This is a genomic window from Kitasatospora sp. NPDC097643 (genome assembly GCF_040302625.1).
Taxonomy (GTDB): Bacteria; Actinomycetota; Actinomycetes; order Streptomycetales; family Streptomycetaceae; genus Kitasatospora.
Window position 1 is genome coordinate 88089 of sequence record NZ_JBEOSA010000021.1, and the last position, 17262, is coordinate 105350.

14 protein-coding genes and 1 tRNA gene are annotated in these 17262 nt (G+C 72.5%); 8 read left to right on the forward strand and 7 right to left on the reverse strand.

What is annotated here, in order from left to right; translation table 11 throughout:
- Positions 1 to 35 precede the first annotated feature (35 nt).
- Together ABTY15_RS16265 and ABTY15_RS16270 are read right to left on the reverse strand one after the other, a co-directional pair.
- Positions 36 to 1430: an ABC1 kinase family protein gene (locus ABTY15_RS16265; protein WP_350587489.1), complete on the reverse strand. Its 1395-nt coding sequence runs from the start codon at positions 1428 to 1430 to the stop codon at positions 36 to 38.
- A gap of 225 nt (positions 1431 to 1655) precedes the next feature.
- Entirely contained in the window at positions 1656 to 2378 is a 723-nt protein-coding gene (locus tag ABTY15_RS16270) for a TetR/AcrR family transcriptional regulator (RefSeq protein ID WP_350587490.1), read from the reverse strand.
- Between the two features lie 226 nt (positions 2379 to 2604).
- Here ABTY15_RS16270 and ABTY15_RS16275 point away from each other — a divergent pair, with 226 nt between their 5' ends.
- A complete protein-coding gene (locus ABTY15_RS16275; RefSeq protein WP_350587491.1) occupies positions 2605 to 4140 on the forward strand; it encodes an MFS transporter in 1536 nt (511 codons plus the stop codon).
- A 149-nt stretch (positions 4141 to 4289) separates the two neighbouring features.
- Here ABTY15_RS16275 and ABTY15_RS16280 read toward each other — a convergent pair whose 3' ends face one another.
- Entirely contained in the window at positions 4290 to 4892 is a 603-nt protein-coding gene (locus ABTY15_RS16280) for a dihydrofolate reductase family protein (protein ID WP_350587492.1), read from the reverse strand.
- A gap of 529 nt (positions 4893 to 5421) precedes the next feature.
- Positions 5422 to 6510 (reverse strand): TOMM precursor leader peptide-binding protein, encoded by a 1089-nt coding sequence (locus ABTY15_RS16285; protein ID WP_350587493.1) that lies wholly within the window; start codon positions 6508 to 6510, stop codon positions 5422 to 5424.
- 324 nt (positions 6511 to 6834) lie between these two features.
- On the opposite strand from ABTY15_RS16285, the gene ABTY15_RS16290 reads away from it, so the two are divergent.
- Positions 6835 to 7494, forward strand: coding sequence for a M48 metallopeptidase family protein (locus ABTY15_RS16290; protein WP_502893510.1), 660 nt, complete (start codon positions 6835 to 6837; stop codon positions 7492 to 7494).
- 64 nt (positions 7495 to 7558) lie between these two features.
- On the opposite strand, the gene ABTY15_RS16295 is transcribed toward ABTY15_RS16290, so the two are convergent.
- On the reverse strand, positions 7559 to 8146 hold the full coding sequence (locus ABTY15_RS16295) for an NUDIX hydrolase (RefSeq protein ID WP_350587495.1): 588 nt from the start codon (positions 8144 to 8146) through the stop codon (positions 7559 to 7561).
- Positions 8143 to 9651, reverse strand: coding sequence for a zinc-dependent metalloprotease (locus ABTY15_RS16300; protein WP_350587497.1), 1509 nt, complete (start codon positions 9649 to 9651; stop codon positions 8143 to 8145). Before ABTY15_RS16300 ends, ABTY15_RS16295 begins: the two co-directional genes overlap by 4 nt.
- A gap of 197 nt (positions 9652 to 9848) precedes the next feature.
- Here ABTY15_RS16300 and ABTY15_RS16305 point away from each other — a divergent pair, with 197 nt between their 5' ends.
- The 4 genes from ABTY15_RS16305 (at position 9849) to ABTY15_RS16320 (ending at position 13134) form a co-directional block, all read left to right on the forward strand.
- Entirely contained in the window at positions 9849 to 10997 is a 1149-nt protein-coding gene (locus ABTY15_RS16305) for an NAD-dependent epimerase/dehydratase family protein (RefSeq protein WP_502893511.1), read from the forward strand.
- Between the two features lie 113 nt (positions 10998 to 11110).
- Positions 11111 to 11551 (forward strand): molybdenum cofactor biosynthesis protein MoaE, encoded by a 441-nt coding sequence (locus ABTY15_RS16310; RefSeq protein ID WP_350587498.1) that lies wholly within the window; start codon positions 11111 to 11113, stop codon positions 11549 to 11551.
- 248 nt (positions 11552 to 11799) lie between these two features.
- Entirely contained in the window at positions 11800 to 11991 is a 192-nt protein-coding gene (locus tag ABTY15_RS16315) for a hypothetical protein (RefSeq protein WP_350587499.1), read from the forward strand.
- Positions 11992 to 12033: 42 nt separating this feature from the next.
- Complete coding sequence (locus tag ABTY15_RS16320) at positions 12034 to 13134, forward strand: YlbL family protein (protein ID WP_350587500.1); 1101 nt, start codon at positions 12034 to 12036, stop codon at positions 13132 to 13134.
- A gap of 44 nt (positions 13135 to 13178) precedes the next feature.
- On the opposite strand, the gene ABTY15_RS16325 is transcribed toward ABTY15_RS16320, so the two are convergent.
- Positions 13179 to 13751: a PPA1309 family protein gene (locus ABTY15_RS16325; RefSeq protein WP_350587501.1), complete on the reverse strand. Its 573-nt coding sequence runs from the start codon at positions 13749 to 13751 to the stop codon at positions 13179 to 13181.
- A 182-nt stretch (positions 13752 to 13933) separates the two neighbouring features.
- Between ABTY15_RS16325 and ABTY15_RS16330 the strand changes: the two genes are divergently transcribed.
- Positions 13934 to 16942 (forward strand): UPF0182 family membrane protein, encoded by a 3009-nt coding sequence (locus tag ABTY15_RS16330; protein WP_350587503.1) that lies wholly within the window; start codon positions 13934 to 13936, stop codon positions 16940 to 16942.
- A 64-nt stretch (positions 16943 to 17006) separates the two neighbouring features.
- Positions 17007 to 17080: transfer RNA gene (locus ABTY15_RS16335), tRNA-Met, on the forward strand.
- Positions 17081 to 17262 lie beyond the last annotated feature (182 nt).

Consider the following 17262-nt stretch of genomic DNA (forward strand, 5'->3'; position numbering starts at 1 on the left):
GGCCTGCGGCCGTTGCTGCCTGAGCGGCCCTCGGGTCAGCTCTTGCGGGTGCGTCCGGCGGGCTTGCCGTCCTTCTTCTCCCCCGCCGGCTTCGCCGACGACCCGTCGGCGAACCGGGGCAGCCACTCCAGCATCTCCGCCCGGAACGGCGCCTGGGCGCCCAGCTGACACAGCACCCCGATGGTGCTCAACGTCACCCGGTGGATCAGCAGGTAGGCCGGCGGCAGGTTCAGCTGCTTGCCCAGGTTGTACGCGGGCGAGCGCGGATCGGCGATCCGGGCCGCCTGCGCCCGCATCCAGGCCCGGGTGAAGTGGAAGGAGTCCACCGCCGCCGGCTCGATGATCGGCAGCAGGTAGTCCAGCACCGCGTCCGGATCCAGCTCGATCGAGGGCTTGACGAAGCCCTCCTCGCGCAGCATCCGCAGCACACCCGCCGCGTCCCCGTCCAGCGCCATCCGCAACGACGCCCCGATCGGCTCGGGCAGCCCGCCCGGCAGCCGGTCCACCGTGCCGAAGTCCAGCACCCCCAGCCGCCAGCCCGCGGCCGGACCCCCGTCCTTCAGCAACCGGAAGTTGCCCGGGTGCGGGTCCGCGTGCAGCAGACCCGTCCGGGACGGTCCCGCGAACAGGAACCGGGCCAGCAGTTGCCCGGCGCGGTCCCGCTCCTCCTGGGTGCCCCGCGCGATCACCTCGGCCAGCGGGGTGCCGTCCATCCACTCGGTGACCAGCACCTGGTCGGCCTGCGCCACCACGCCCGGCACCACGATGTCCGGATCGCCCGCGAACTCCTCGGCGTGCCGACGCTGCGCCTGCGCCTCCAGCTCGTAGTCCAGCTCCTCCGACACCCGCTCGCGCAGCTCGGTGATCAGCGGCTTGATGTCCAGCCCCGGGATCAGCGGGCCCAGCAGCCAGGCGACCCGGCTCAGCTGCGAGAGGTCCGCGAGCAGCGCGTCGCCCGCGCCCGGGTACTGCACCTTGACCGCGACCTGGCGCCCGTCGTGCCAGACCGCCTTGTGCACCTGCCCGATCGAGGCGGCCGCGGCCGGCCGGTCGTCGAACTCCCGGAACAGCTCGCGCCAGCCGTCCCCGAGCCGCTGGGCGAGCGCGGTGTGCACCTTGGCGGCGGGCATCGGGGGAGCGGCGTCCTGCAACTTGGTCAGCGCGGCCCGGTACGGCCCGGCGACCTCCTCGGGCAGCGCGGCCTCGAAGACGGACAGCACCTGCCCGAACTTCATCGCCCCGCCCTTGAGTTCACCCAGGACCTTGAAGAGCTGGTCCGCGGTGGCCTGCTGGAGCTCGGCCGTCACCACCTCGGCGGACCGGCCGCCGATGCGCTTGCCCAGCCCGAGCGTGGCGCGGCCGGCTATCCCCAGCGGCAGGGCGGCGAGCCGTGCCGTGCGGGTCACTGCCTTGCGCGGAAGATCGCTCACCCGGGCCTCCATTCCCCTGGCCCCCCGACACCGGACGGCCCACCATCACTACGCCATTGTGCCCGGTCCCCGCCACTGGCCCGCCGGTATTTCCCCGGGCGGGCAGGTGAGTGCCGTGCCGGGCGTCCCTTCGCGGGGGAGTCGGGCCGCCTGGTTCGGCCGCGCGGGCGCAACTGGGCTCCGAACCGGGGGCGTTGGTGGCCGTGGCCGGTGCGGGGCGTCCGGTCAGCGGGGCAGCCGCAGGGCGAGGCCGTCCAGGACCACCTCCAGGCCGTAGGCGAACTTGGTGTCGCGGGCGGCGGCCGGGTCGGGGTCCGCGGCGGCGACCGCGTAGGCGTCGGCGAGGTGCTCGAAGCCTGCGGTGGCCTCCTGGGCGGCGGGCATCAGCCGGGCGATGAAGGCGGCCTCCGTCTCACCGGACCGGGCGACGGTGGTGAGCCAGGCCGCCTCCGTGGTGCTCATGCCGACGACGTAGGAGATCAGGGTGTCGATCGCCCGGACCGGCTCGGGGAAGCCGGCGGCGGTGAAGAAGGCAGTCAGCCGCTCGCCGTAGGACATCAGGTTGGGGCCCAGGTAGGCGAGCCCGGCCTGGCCCAGGACGGACGACAGCCAGGGGTGGCGCAGCGCCGTCGCCCGGAAGGCCTGGGCGGCCTCGGTGGCGGCGGCACGCCAGTCGGGGCGGTCGGCGGGCGGGAGGGTGATCTCGCCGAAGACCTCGTCCACCGCGAGCTCCATCAGCTCGTCCTTGGTCGCCACGTGGCGGTAGAGGGAGGTGGCGCCCGCGTTCAGGCGGGTGGCGAGCTTGCGCATGCTCAGGGCCTCGATGCCCTCGGCGTCCAGCATGACGATCGCCTCGCGGACGATGCCGTCCCGGCTGAGCGAGGGCTGGTCGGGCTCGCGCTGGCGGCGGGCCCAGACGGAGGGGATCGGATTCGTTCGGGCGGCCATGGGCGCTCCTCTTCCTCGTCGCGTGCTCTGCGCTCTGCGCGCTCGGCTCGCTCTGCTGGGTTGCTCGCTTTGCTCGCTTGCTCGCTTTGCGGGGTGCGTACACCGTTCGCATTCAGCGTACAGGATTCGGTATTGCGCACACTGTTCCGCGATGCGTACAGTGTTCGCATCGACGGAGCGGAGTGCGCACCGGGGGAACGGTGTGCGCAGGACGAAGGGAACTCCCATGACAGTCGACAAGCCGACGGAGAGTCGCAACCCGCACCGCTGGTGGATCCTGATCGTGCTGTGCCTGAGCTCGCTCGTCCTCGTGGTCGACAGCATGGCGCTCACCGTCGCCGTCCCCGCGATGACCGCGGACCTCGGCGCGAGCGCCCAGGACACCCAGTGGATCCTCGACTCCTACGTCCTGGTCTTCGCGGGCCTGCTGCTCACCTCGGGCAGCCTCGGGGACCGCTTCGGGCGCCGCAAGGTCATGATCATCGGGCTGCTGCTCTTCGGTGCGGCCTCCCTGGCGGCGACCTTCTGCACCGACCCCGGCGAGGTGATCGCCGCACGCGTCGCGATGGGTGTCGGCGGGGCGCTGATCATGCCCTCGACCCTGTCGATCCTGATCACCGTCTTCGACGAGCAGGAACGCGGTAAGGCCATGGCGGCCTGGGGCTCGGTGTCGATGCTGGGACTGGTCGGCAGTCCGATCCTCGGCGGCGTGCTGATCGACCACTTCTCCTGGCACTCGATCTTCTTCATCAACGTCCCCGTCGTCGCACTGGCGATCCTCGCGGGCCTGCTGCTGATGCCGGAGTCCAAGGGGCCGTGGCAGAAGCCCGACCCGCTCGGCGCGCTGCTGTCCGCGATCGGCATGACCGCCCTGATCTGGTGGATCATCGAGATCCCGCAGCACGGCGCGTTCGGCGGGCGCTCGCTGGTCACCCTGGCCGTCGCGGTCGTCGCCCTCGGCGGGTTCGTGGTGTGGGAGAACGTCGCCGCCGCGCCGATGGTGCCGCTGGTGCTCTTCAAGCAGCGCAACTTCAGCGGGGGCTCGCTGTCGCTCACCCTGGTGCAGATCGGCAACGGCGGCCTGCTGCTGGTGCTCACCCAGTACCTGCAGTTCGTGCTCGGGTACTCGCCGGTCGAGGCCGGGCTCGCGTTCACGCCGCTGGCGATCGCCGCGCTGATCGGCAACGGGGCCGGCGCCAAGTACGCGGCGAAGCTCGGCAACCGGGCCCTGGTCCTCGCCGGGATGATCGTCATGGCCGGCTCGTTCGCGCTGCTGGCCACCGTCTCGGCCGACGGCGGCTTCGCCACCCCGGCCATCGCGCTCGGGTTGCTCGGCCTCGGCGCGGGCCTGGCGATGCCGGCCGCGGTGGGCGCGCTGATGGGCACCATCCCGGCGGAGCAGGCCGGCGTCGGCTCGGCGCTGAACGACACCATCCAGCAGGCCGGCACCGCGCTCGGGATCGCGATCCTCGGCTCGCTGCTGTCCAGCGGTTTCGCGGGTCGGATGCCGGGCGGGATGCCGGAGCAGGCGAAGCACTCCATCGCCGGGGCGCTGGCGGTGGCCAAGGGGGACGCCGGGCTCGTCCGGACCGCGCGGGAGGCGTTCGCCGAGGCGATGTCGACCACCTTCACGGTCAGCGCGGTCGGCGTGCTGGCGGCGGCGCTGGTGGCCGCGCTGGTGATGCGGGACCGGAAGGCGGAGGCGGAGGCGGAGGCGGGCGCGGGCTCGGAGCCTGTCGAGGGCGCGGGAATGGCGGCCTGAGCCGGGAGCGCGACACCACCGAGAAGGCCGGTGCCCCTGGGGGTACCGGCCTTCGGGGTGTGTGGGGGTGCTTGGGGCGGTGGTGCGCAGGAAGTCGGACGGGCCGACTTCCTGCGCTGTGCCGTGTTGTGGGTGGGTGGGGCTGGCGGTCAGGCGCTGGCCGGGGCCGCACGGCGGTAGGTGGCCACGTGGACGCCCGTCTTCGCGATCACGGTGGAGGTCAGCTCGAACGTGCGCTGCACACCGTCCGTCGGGAAGATCGACTTGCCGCCGCCGAGCAGCACGGGCATCACCATCAGGCGCAGCTCGTCCACCAGGTCGGCGCTCAGGAGGGTGCGCGCGAGGGTGGCGCTGCCCACGACCGACAGGTCGCCGCCCTCGGTCTCGCGCTGCCGACGGGCCCAGTCGAGGACATCGGTGCCGGGGACGAGGGTGCTGTTCGCCCAGGTCAGGTCGGGCTCGCCGAGCGTGTTGGAGACGACGTACTTGCGGATGGAGTTCATCTGCTCGGCGAACGGGTCGTCGCTGCGCTCGGGCCAGGCGGCGGCCATCGTCTGCCAGGTGCGGCGGCCGAACAGCAGGGCGTCGGTGGTGCTCATCGCCTCGTTGATGGAGCCGCCGATGGTCTCCGGGTCGAAGAAGGGGTGGGACCAGCCGCCGTGGGCGAATCCGCCGTCGGTGTCCTCCTGCGGGCCGCCCGGGGCCTGCACGACGCCGTCCAGGCTGATGAACTCGCTGATCACGATGCGCATGTGAGTTGCTCCTGTGTCTCTGCTCGGTTCGTTCGGGCTTACGGGAATGGAGACCGGGGGCGCGTCGGAAACTCATCGCTCAGGGGTGAGTGGCGTAGGTCACATCGCGGTTGGGTTGGTGAGGCTCGTCCGGTGGTGGTCTTTTGGGCCCGGCCCTCCGCCTCGGCGGAGGGCCGGGCCGAGAAAACCAGTTCCCCCGGGCTTGGGGCCCACCCCCCTCCCCCTCCCTCCCGCCCACCTCGCCTCCCGCCCACCTCCCGATCCCGCTCCCGATCCGGCTCACGCCCCGGAACGGCGGCACCTCCTCTCCACCCTGCCCGCGCCCTGCCCCGGGCAGGGCGCGGGCCAGAGGCTCATCTGGCCGGGCGCCTGCCCATACGGGCGTGCGTCATCGGGCTGGGCGCCTGCCCATACGGGCGTGCGTCATCGGGCTGGGCGCCTGCCCGTACCCGCGCACGTCACCTGGCCGGGCGGCTGCCGAGCCTCGCGGCCGCCGAGCCCGCGTTGGTCGTCGCGTTCGTTCCTCTCCTCACGCCGGCGACAGTGGCTGCCACAGGCAGCCGCAATCCGGGTGCCCTCGTAGCCGCAGGCGTCGTGGCATACCGTCGCGCGCCGACACCTCGCACCACCCGTCCACGCTCGGCGGTCGCCCGCCGTCGAGGTACACCTGCACGTGGAGCGCCGCCAGCCCCGCCACCGTTGTCGCCAGGGCCGTGTCGCACGCCGGCGTGCGTGCCCGCCCCGGGCCTCCGTTCGCCAGCTGGGCCAGCACCCGGGGCCAGGCGGCGTCCTCGTCCTCACGTCTCAGCACCAGGCAGTGCCCGCAGGCGGACACCCCCGGTACCACCAGCGGCCCGATCACCCCGAACTCCTCGACCACCCCCACGTACAGGTGCGGCACCCCGGCCCGGAGCAGCAGCCGGGTCTCGTACGTCCCGCCGGCGAACGCCGCGCTGCCGTCCCGGGGCGCGAGCACCACGAAGTCGGGTGGCGGATCGTCGGCGCTTCGCCGGGCGGTGGGCGCCAGGCGCCGGGCCGCCGCGCGCTGGACCGCCTCCCGGGCGGCCGTCGACCGCAGCCGGCCGACGTCCGCCGGGAGCAGCCCGGCCGGGGAGCAGTCCCCGGCTTTGACCCGCCCGCCGTCGGCGACCGAGACCGCCCCTGCCCCGCCGGCGGCGAGTACCGCCGCCACCGCCGCCCCGACCCGCCCGGCGCCGCGGACCTCGATCCGGGCGTCGGCCCGCCGGGCCAGGACGGCCGGGGCGGCGCCGGGGCCGGAGTGGACCAGGGAGAGCGAGGCGAGGTCCGGGCCGAGGAGTTTCCGGTGCGGCTCGGGGAAGCGGGCCAGCGCCGCGTCGGTCGACTCGGCGTCGTCCAGCAGCCCGGTCTCCTCCAGTTCGGTCAGCAGCGCGTCGGCGGGTTCGCGGCCGAGCCCGATCCGCTCGCCGGCCTCCAGGAGGGCGGGCCGGTCTCTGGTGCCGTCGACCAGCCCGAGGAAATCGCACAGGGTCTTGTCGGCCTGGTCGAGCACTCCGGCGTAGCGGGTGATGGTCCCGAGTTGCAGGGTTTCGGAGTCCCGCCAGCTGCGGGACAGGGCGGGCTTCAGCAGGAGGCGCACGGCGTTCTCCCTTCCGATGGTTTCCGGACGGCTGACGGCAGCATGCCCCATCGGCCGGGTGGCGTGCGCAGAGTTATCCACAGGCCCGTGCCCATGATCACATCATCTGTTCGCAGGCCCTGTGGATAACTGCCGCGCCGCCCCGATGTCGGTTTCCGGACACCCGTCGTCGACTTTTCGTTCCCGATCACTCCACGAAAGATTTCGGCCACGGCAGCGGACTTCTGTCCGTGGTAGCGGGTAACGTCGTGTGCCATGGCAGCCGAGCGGGACTCCCATCCATCGGCGTCGCGTCGGCGTGCCCGTGCAGCGTCCGGGTCGCAAGTGGCGGCGCCGAGCACGCGTGGGCGCCCGGACCAGAACCAGCCGCCGAGGCCCGCGACGCCCCAGCACCCGCCCGGTGGGGCCGCGCCGGCGGAGCCGCACGACCGCAGTCGCGTGGAGGTCCGCCGCAGCGCCCGCCGCAGCCGCACCGTCTCCGCGTACCGCGAGGGCGACCGCACCATCGTGCTGATCCCGGCCCGGATGTCGCACGCCGAGGAGCAGCGCTGGGTCGCCCAGATGCTGGAGAAGCTCGCCGCGCAGGAGAGCCGCCGGATCCCCGGGGACGACGCGCTGATGGCCCGGGCCCGTGAGCTGTCGGCCGCCTACCTGGGTGATCGCGCCCGGCCCGCCCAGGTCCGCTGGGTCACCAACCAGAACTCGCGCTGGGGCTCCTGCACCCCCAGCGAGGGGACGATCCGGCTCTCCCACCGCCTTCAGGGCATGCCGGAGTACGTCCTGGACTACGTGCTGCTGCACGAGCTCGCGCACCTGCTGGTGCCGGACCACGGCCCCGCGTTCTGGGCGCTGCTGGAGGCCTATCCGCGCACCGAGCGGGCCCGCGGCTACCTGGAGGGCGTGGTTTCCGCCGCCCGGCTCCCGCACATTCCGGGTGCCCGGCACGGCGGGCAGGGGCCGGAGCCGGCCGGCTCCTGCGGCTGAGGACGCAGAGGCAGAAGAGGGGGCGCGGGCCGATCAGGCCCGCGCCCCCTCTTCGTGTCGCACCTCAGGCGGTCAGTCGCCGTGCCCGGTCCACCAGGTCCCGCACCGAGTGGTCGGTGAGCTCCGGGAGGTGGTCGTAGTCGAACCAGCGCAGGTCCAGCGACTCCTCGCTGATCAGGGCCTGCGCGCCCGCCGGTGCCACGGCGATGTACTGGACGTCCAGGTGGGTGTTCTCCGGCCGGTCCTTGCCGGCGCAGCGGACCAGGTGGCGGTCCAGCTTGGCCGGTACCGGGACGCCGTCGACCGTCAGCAGGGTGAGGTCCGGGATGCCGGACTCCTCGACGGCCTCGCGCAGCGCGGCCGAGGCGAGGTCCCGGTCGCCGGGCTCGCAGTGGCCGCCCATCTGCAGCCACATGCCGACCTTGGGGTGCAGGGTGAGCAGCACCCGCCCGGCCGCCGGGTCGACGACCGCCGCGCTCGCGGTGATGTGGGCGGGCAGGCAGGACCGGTACAGGCCCTCGGGCTGTTCGGCGAGGTGCTGGAGGTAGTCGTGCCGCAGCTGCTCCTGGTCCTCCTCGGCGGGGTGCCACCGGGTCAGGGTGCGGACGGCGTCCGCGTGCAGGGCGGACGCCCCCGTGTCGGTGACCGTCATGCGGTGGGTTCGCCCTTCCCGTCGGTGTCGTCGTCGTGCTTCGTCAGGTCGGGGCCGGTGCCGCCCGCGGCGGCTTCGCCGAGCAGCTTGTCGAGGGCGTCGAAGTCGATGCCGCCCTCCAGGTCGCCGGCGGTGCCGCGGTGCACGAAGGCGTCCGGGTCGTCCAGGTCGGCGGCGGTGGGCAGCATGTCCGGGTGCTGCCAGAGGGCGTCGCGGCCCTCGATGCCGCGCGCGTCGGCGAGCAGTGCCCACAGCCGGGCGGCGTCGCGCAGCCGGCGCGGGCGCAGCTCCAGGCCGACCAGGGTGGCGAAGGTCTGCTCGGCGGGCCCGCCGGCCGCGCGGCGGCGGCGGACGGTCTCGCGCAGCGCGCCGGCCTGCGGCAGGTGCGGTTCGGCGGCGGCGTGCACGACGGCGTCGACCCAGCCCTCGACCAGCGCGAGCGCGGTCTCCAGGCGGGCGAGCGCGGCCTTCTGCTCGGGGGTGTCCTCGGGCTGGAGCAGTCCGCCGGCCAGGGCCTCCTGGAGCGCCTCGGGGTTGCTCGGGTCGAGCTGGCCGACGAGTTCCTCCATGCGCGTGGTGTCGACCTTGATGCCGCGCGCGTAGGCCTCGACGGCGCCCAGCAGGTGGGCGCGCAGCCACGGCACGTGGGCGAAGAGCCGCTGGTGGGCGGCTTCGCGCAGGGCCAGGTAGAGGCGGACCTCGTCGGCGGGGACGCTGAGGCCCTCGCCGAACTCGGCGACGTTCTGCGGCAGCAGTGCGGCCTTGCCGGCCGGGGCCAGCGGCAGGCCGACGTCGGTGGAGCCGACGACCTCGGCGGCGAGCGCGCCGAGGGCCTGGCCGATCTGGGTGCCGAACATGGCGCCGCCCATGGAGCGCATCATGCCCATCAGCGGGCCGGCCATGGCCTGCATCTCCTCGGGCAGGACGCCGCCCATGGCGTTGCCGACCCGCTCGGCGACCGGGTCGACGAGGTCCTTCCAGACCGGGAGGGTGGCCTCGATCCATTCGGCGCGGCTCCAGGCGACGGCGGTGCCGGCGCCGGAGGGGAACTCGGTGGCGCCGTCCAGCCACAGGTCGGCGAGGCGGACGGCCTCGGCGACGGCGGAGCGTTCGGCGGCGCTGACCGAGCGGTCCTTGCTCTTGCCCTCGGCGGGTTCGGCGACGACGCTCTGGCGGGCGATGTTCTTGGCGAGGTCCCAGTTCACCGGGCCGCCCTCGAAGGAGAGCATCTGCCCGAGCTGCTGGAAGGCGGCGCCGAGGTCGTTGGGGTCGAGGCCGCCGAACATCGCGGCGAAGGGGTTGTCGGCGCCGGGGCCGCCCGGGGCGCCGGGTGCGCCGGGCATGCCGAACAGCGCGCCGAAGGGGTTGCCGCCGCCGAAGCCGAACGGCTGCGGGCCGGAGCCGCCGGCGCCCTGGTCCTTCTTCTTCTGCTCGTCGTCGGGCTTGGCCTTGCCGTCCTCGGGCTCCTCGGGCGGAACGCCGAATCCGAAGGGAAGGTCGCTCACGGGGTCCTCGATCCGGTCGGCCGTCATACGGGTGTGGCGGGAACAACTGCGCCCGGGGCACCAGCGGAGTGGGGGCTCGTGGGCGGCTCCCGCGCGGCAGGCCCGCGCCGGGTGCACCGCCGGGCCTTCGCCTCGGGCAGGATGGACGTACGTGACACGCGTACGTACGCACATAAGCTAACCGTGGAGGATGGCCGGTGAGTTCCCCGCCTTCGGACGTTCGCTCTGGGCTGACCGCAGGAGAGGACGACCCGGACACCACGGCGTCGCCGCCTCCAGCCTACGGCGGGCGGCCGCTGACCGTGGCCGTGACCGGGGCCGCGGGCGTGCTGGGCGAGCGGGTCGCGGCCCGGTTGGTGGCCTCGCCGCACGTGAAGAAGGTGCTGGCGGTGGACGACCGGCGCGGTGACGTGCCCGGCGTGCAGTGGCGGGTGCTGGACGTGCGGGATCCGGCGGTGGCCGAGCGGCTGGCCGGCGTGGACGTGGTGGTGCACCTGGCGATGGACTTCGGCATGGAGTCGGATCCGCGGGCCCGCAGCGCCTACAACGTGCGCGGCGCGCAGACGGTGCTGACGGCGGCCGCGGCGGCCGGGGTGCACCGGGTGGTGCTCTGCACCTCGGCGATGGTCTACGGGGCGCTGGCCGACAACGAGGTGCCGCTGGCGGAGGACTCGGAGCTGCGGGCGACCGAGGAGGCCTCGCTGGTCGGGGACCTGCTGGAGATCGAGCGGCTGGCCCGCCGGGCCCCGCGGGCCCACCCGGGGTTGCAGGTGACGGTGCTGCGCCCGGCGGTGGTGGTGGGCCCCGGGGTGGACACGGTGCTGACCCGGCACTTCGAGGCGCCGCGGCTGCTGGTGGTGGCCGGTTCTCGTCCGTGCTGGCAGTTCTGTCATGTGGACGACCTGGCGGCGGCGCTGGAGTACGCGGCGCTGGGCCTGGTCGAGGGCGAGGTGACGGTCGGCTGTGACGGCTGGCTGGAGCAGGAGGACGTGGAGCGGCTGTCGGGGATCCGGCGGATGGAGCTGCCGGCGGCGTTGGCGCTCGGTACGGCGGCCCGGTTGCACCGGCTGGGGCTGACGCCGGCCCCGGCGGGGGACCTCGCGTACACGATGTATCCGTGGGTGGTGTCCGGCAGCCGGCTGCACGAGGCGGGCTGGCGTCCGGCGCACACCAACGAGCAGGTGCTGGCGGAGCTGCTGAACCAGGTGGCGGGCAAGCACGCGGTGGCGGGGCGCCGGCTGGGCGGCAAGGAGGCCGCGACGAGTCTGGGGGCGGCCGGGGCGACGGTGGCGCTGGTGGGTACGGCGGCGCTGGTGCGTCGGGCCCGCAAGCGGCGCAGGTTCTGAGCGGCCGGCCCGCGCAGCACCCCGCGACCACGCTTTTCTCGCGATGCGAAATTTCGCAATCGTGATGCGGAAGCCCCTGCCCGAAACCGCCCGGGATGGGGAATCATGGGGTCATGTCCGAGAACCACGACCCCATCCGCCTGCTCGCCATCCGTGACACCCCGCTCTCGCTGGACGAGGTGTACGAGGCGGTCGGCGACGACGCGGCCGGCGGTACGACCGTCTTCGTCGGGACGGTCCGTGACCACGACGGCGGCAAGTCGGTCACCGCGCTGGAGTACAGCTGCCATCCCACCGCCGAGCAGGAGATGCGCCGGATCGCCGAGAAGATCGTCGCGGACTTCCCGGTCCGGGCGCTCGCCGCGGTGCACCGGATCGGCCGGCTGGAGATCACCGACAAGGCCGTGATCGTCGCGGTCTCCTGCGCCCACCGCGGTGAGGCCTTCGCCGCCGCCCGCCGGCTGATCGACGACCTCAAGCACCAGGTGCCGATCTGGAAGCACCAGGTCTTCACCGACGGCGAGGAGGAGTGGGTCGGCGCCGGCGGCTGCTGACCCGCGCGCCGCGCGGCCCGGTCGGGCCGGACGCGCGGCGAGTCGTGCACGAAGAGCAGTCGGCCGCACACGAAGCGTGTCGGTCCGGTCAGGCGCGCCGGGCCCTCACTCGAACGGGTCCGGGACGCTGCGCCGAATACTCCCTGGCAGTGAGCCGATCGGCCCTCCCGTAACCCGGACGGCGCTGATCACGTTGTCCGCCGGAGTGGTTAATCTGCTCATAGACACGACGAGCTGGGAGTACTGACATGGCTGCGCTCGCCTGGTTGATCATTCCGGTTGTCGCCGTCCTGCTCGCCACGGTGTGGGCGGGGTGGGCCCAGCGGGCCCCGAAGGCGACGGGGGACCCGGCCTCTCTCGCCGAACACCGGCGTTTCATGGCCGCGATGGAACGCACCACCGCCGGCACCGCGGCCCCCGGTGAGGGCTCCGGCCGGTAGCCCGGGGGGCGCCGCGTCACCCGCGTCCCGTACTGTCAAGGCATGCCACGCCGCTCCGCGACGATGCTCGCTGCCACCCTGCTGCTCATAGCGCTGCTTTGCGTGTCGGTGCTGACCAAGGTGCCGTACACGGAGATGAGCCCGGGGCCGACGTACAACACGCTCGGCAGTCAGGCGGGCAAGCCGGTGATCACCATCACCGGGCACGAGTCGTACCCGACCACCGGGCACCTCAACATGACGACCGTCCAGGTCACCGGGGCCAAGTACGAGCCCAGCCTGGTCAACGCGGTGGTCGGCTGGCTGCGCGACGACGTGATGGTGGTGCCGCACGACAACGTCTACCCGAAGGGGCAGACGGACGCCGACGCCAAGAAGCAGAACGCCGAGGAGTTCGCCTCCTCCGAGGACAGCGCCCGCACCGCGGCGCTCAACCAGCTGGGCATCCCGATCGGCAGCGAGCTGGTGATCAAGTCGGTCACGGCCGGCGCCCCGGCCGAGGGCCGGCTGCACGCGGGCGACCAGATCGTCGCCGTCGACGGCGCCGCGGTGACCACCACCGAGCAGGTGGCCGCGGGCGTCACCAAGCACAAGCCGGGCGAGCCGGTGGTCTTCACCGTCGTGCCGCGGGTCAAGGACTCCGCGGGCGGCGCCGGGGCGAAGACCGACGTCACCGTCCCGACCGTGCGGGTCCGGGACCTCGACCCGAAGGCCCCGGCCGAGCGGGCGGACCTCGCGGTGGTCGGCATCGGCACCACGATCCGGCACACCTACCCGTTCCAGATCGACATCGGCTTGCAGGACATCGGCGGCCCGAGCGCCGGGCTGATGTTCTCGCTCGGCATCATCGACAAGCTGACCCCCGGCGGCGACCTCACCGGCGGGAAGTTCGTGGCCGGCACCGGCACCATCGACGACGACGGCAAGGTCGGCCCGATCGGCGGGATATCGATGAAGCTGATCGCGGCCCGGGACGCCGGCGCCGAGTACTTCTTCACCCCGTCCTCGAACTGCGCCGAGGCGACCAAGAACATCCCGTCCGGGCTGACCCTGATCAGGACGGACACGCTGGACGGCGCGCTGAAGTCGCTGGAGCAGATCCGCTCCGGGCAGACCTCCGCGCTGCCGTCCTGCGCCGGCTGAGACCCAGCCGGAGGCTCCGGGCCCCCGGCGGCCGGGGGAGCGGATCAGGCGAAGGTCGCCAGCAGCGCCTCGGTCAGACCGGGCACCAGGTCGGGGCCGGTCAGCACCTCGCGGGCGACGTCCTTGGAGCGCAGCCGCAGCGCGATCTCCTTCTTGCCGTCGCGCAGCACGGCGGCGGTGATCCGCACCTCCTCGCGCTGGGGGTGGTTGGCCACCCACTCGGCGAGCTGGGCGTCGGTGGCGCCCCGCGGGCGGGACTGCTCGGCGCCCGGCGGCAGCATCAGCCGCTCGACGACGAGGGCGCAGCCGGCCACCGCGTCGGGCCAGGCGATGGTGCCGAGGAACTTGTCGAGTTCCATGCCGGCGGGCAGTTCGTCCTGCTCGACCGGGGTGAGGCCGGCCTGGTCGTCCTCGGAGAGGCCGAGCTGGGCGGCGATCCTGGGGTCGGCCTTGCGCAGGGCGGCGCTGTCCACCAGGGCGAACAGCCGGGCCGGGAGGTCCCAGCCGAGGGTGGCGGCGTACTCGTCGATCTCCAGCGCGGCCCGGGTGAGCGGGGAGGCGGCGGGGAGCTTGGAGACGTCGTCGGGGGAGTTGATCGGTTCAGACGCGTCGGACATGGCTCAATCCTCACACGCCGGACGGGGCGCGGGCGCCGGGCCGCTCCGGTGGGGCCCGGGGGGGGGCGGGGTCGTAACCGTCTGCTAACGGTGGGAACTCGGTCGGATCCTGGTTAAGTTGCTCTGAAGACCGACCGACCGACTCCAGACGACACAGCTGAGGTGCCACCGTGGTATTCCAGATGCCGGAACGCTCAGGGCCGGGTTTCCGGCGCAGGGTAGGCCCGCCCTCCCGGCGGGCGCGGGTGGCCCTGCTGACCCTGGGTGTGCTCGCGGTGCTGTTCCTGCTGTTCGTCATGTTCGCGGGTTTCTGGACGGACTGGCTGTGGTTCAGGTCGGTCCACTATTCGTCGGTGTTCACCACCCAGCTGTGGACGAAGGTCGGCCTGTTCGCGGTGTTCGGGCTGCTGATGGCGGTGATCGTCGGCTTCAACATCTGGCTGGCGCACCGGCTGCGGCCGCCGCTGTCGGCGATGTCGGTCGAGCAGCAGAGCCTGGACCGCTACCGGGCGGGGCTGGCGCCGTTCAAGCGCTGGGCGCTGATCGGGATCTCGCTGGTGATCGGCCTGGTGGCCGGTGCGGCGGCGTCCGGGCAGTGGCGGACCTGGCTGATGTGGACGAACGCGACGTCGTTCGGCGAGAAGGACGCGCAGTTCGGCATGGACGTCTCGTTCTACGCCTTCGACCTGCCGTTCTACGAGTTCCTGCTGGGCTTCGCGTTCAGCGCGGTGATCGTCTCGCTGCTGACCTCGGCGCTGGTGCACTACCTGTACGGGGGGCTGCGGTTGCAGGGCCCGGGCCGGCGGGCGAGTGCGGGCGCGCAGGGCCACCTGGCGGTGCTGCTGGGCGTGTTCGTGCTGCTGAAGGCGGCGGCGTACTGGCTGGACCGGTACGCGCTGGCGGTGAAGACCGGCTCCTACAAGGCGGTTTCGGGCTGGACCGGGCTGCGCTACGTGGACGCCAACGCGTTCCTGCCGGCCAAGACGATCCTGTTCTTCGTCGCGATCATCTGCGCGGTGCTGTTCTTCCTGACCCCGGTGCGCCGCACCTGGGCCCCGGCGCTGATCGGGCTGGGCCTGATGGTGCTGTCGGCGGTGCTGATCGGCGGGCTGTACCCGGCGATCGTGCAGCAGTTCCAGGTCAAGCCGAACGAGCAGGCCAAGGAGACGCCGTACATCCAGAAGAACATCGACGCGACGCGGCAGGCGTACGGGATCGCGGACGCGCAGACCACCCAGTACAGCCCGCAGGGGTCGACGACGGCGGAGGCGCTGAAGCCGGACGCGCAGACCGTCGCGGACATCCGGCTGCTGGACCCGAACATCATCTCGCCGGCCTTCCAGTCGATCGAGCAGCAGCGCAACTACTACGCCTTCCCGAACACGCTGGACGTGGACCGCTACGGCTCGGGCGCGACCAAGCAGGACACCGTGATCGGCCTGCGCGAGCTGGACCTCAACGGCGTGCAGCGCAACTGGATCAACGACCACTTCAAGTACACCCACGGCTACGGCGCGGTGGCCGCCAAGGGCAACCAGCTCAGCGACAAGGGCGAGCCGGTGTTCACCGAGTCGGGCCTGCCGGCCACCGGCAAGCAGCTGGGCGACTACGAGCAGCGGATCTACTACGGCGAGAAGACGACCTCGTACTCGATCGTCGGCGGCTCGAACAAGGAGATCGACTACACCACCAAGACCGGTGAGAACAAGGAGTACATCTACACCGGCAACAGCGGGGTCTCGCTGGACAACCCGATCACCCGGGCCGCGTACGCGGTGCGCTTCACCGAGCCGCAGATCCTGTACGCGGGGGCGATCACCGACGGCGCCAAGGTGATCTACAACCGGACGCCGAAGGAGCGGGTGGAGAAGGTCGCGCCGTGGCTGTCGATCGACGCCGACCCGTACCCGGTGGTGCAGGACGGCCACGTGCTCTGGGTGCTGGACGGCTACACCACCTCGGACGGCTACCCGTTCTCGTCCAAGACGTCCCTCGGGACGGTCACCAAGGACTCGCTGACCAACCAGCGCGGTGAGCTGCTGACCGTCGCCAACCAGGTCAACTACATCCGCAACTCGGTCAAGGCGACCGTGGACGCCTACACCGGCGAGGTGCGGCTCTACCAGTGGGACGAGCACGACCCGGTGCTGAGGACCTGGATGAAGGCCTTCCCGGACACCGTGCGGCCGAAGGCGGACATCCCGGCCACGCTGCTGCCGCACCTGCGCTACCCGCAGGACCTGTTCAAGGTGCAGCGCGACCTGCTCGGCCAGTACCACGTGACGGACGCCAACTCCTTCTTCAACGGCAGCGACATCTGGCAGGTCCCGGTGGACCCGACCAGCGACACCAAGCAGGTCCAGCCGCCGTACTACGTGACGGTGCGGATGCCGGACGCCGCGCAGGCGAGCTTCTCGCTGACCAGCGCCTTCGTGCCGAACGGTCGGCCGAACCTGGCGGCGTTCATGGCCGTGAACGCGGACCCGGGGGACACCTACGGGAAGATCAGCGTCCTGAAGATGACGGGTGAGAGCGGCGCCCCCGGCCCGGGCCTGGTGCAGTCGAAGTTCAACTCCCGCAAGGAGGTGGCCAACCAGATCTACGCGCTGAAGAACGGCGACACCGAGCTGGAGTACGGCAACCTGCTGACCCTGCCGGTCGGTGGCGGGCTGCTCAACGTGGAGCCGGTGTACGTGCGCGGACGCGGCGCCAAGTACCCGACGCTGCAGAAGGTCCTGGCGGTGTACGGGGACGACAACGTGGCGTTCGAGAACACGCTGGAGGAGGCGCTGAAGAAGCTGTTCGGCGCCGCGACCCCGCCGGTGACGCCGACCGAGCCGTCCTCGTCGGCCGGCGGTACGACCCCGACGACCCCGACGGCCCCGACCACGCCGACCAGCCCGACGACGCCGGCTCCCGGCACGCCGGCCACCCCGGCACCGGGCGGGACGATCTCGCCGGAGCTGCAGAAGGCGCTCTCGGACGCGGAGAACGCGTACAACGACAGCCAGACCGCGTTCAAGAACGGCGACTGGGTGGCCTACGGCAACGCCCAGAAGGCGCTCGGCGACGCGCTGAAGGCGGCCGAGGCGGCCCGCGGCGGCGGACAGGTCCCCGCTCCGACGGCCGCCCCGACGGCAGCCCCGACGCCGGGTGCGACGCCGGGCGGTTCGGCGAGCCCGCACCCGTAGCCCGCTGAGCTGCGACAACCGTTTTCCGTTCCACCCCGCGCCCGTGCTATGGTTTAACCACCGACGCGGGGTGGAGCAGCTCGGTAGCTCGCTGGGCTCATAACCCAGAGGTCGCAGGTTCAAATCCTGTCCCCGCTACTCAGTAGCGAGAGGCCCGGAGGATTCTTCCTCCGGGCCTCTGGTGTTTTCCCGCGGAAGCGGTGGAGCGCCCTCCGGTACTATCGACCGTCGCCAAGGAGGACGGCACAGGGGTTTGTGGGGCCGAAGTGTCGGGAAATCGACAAAGCGCCGAAGCAATTCCGTCGGCTTCGGGTCGGCCC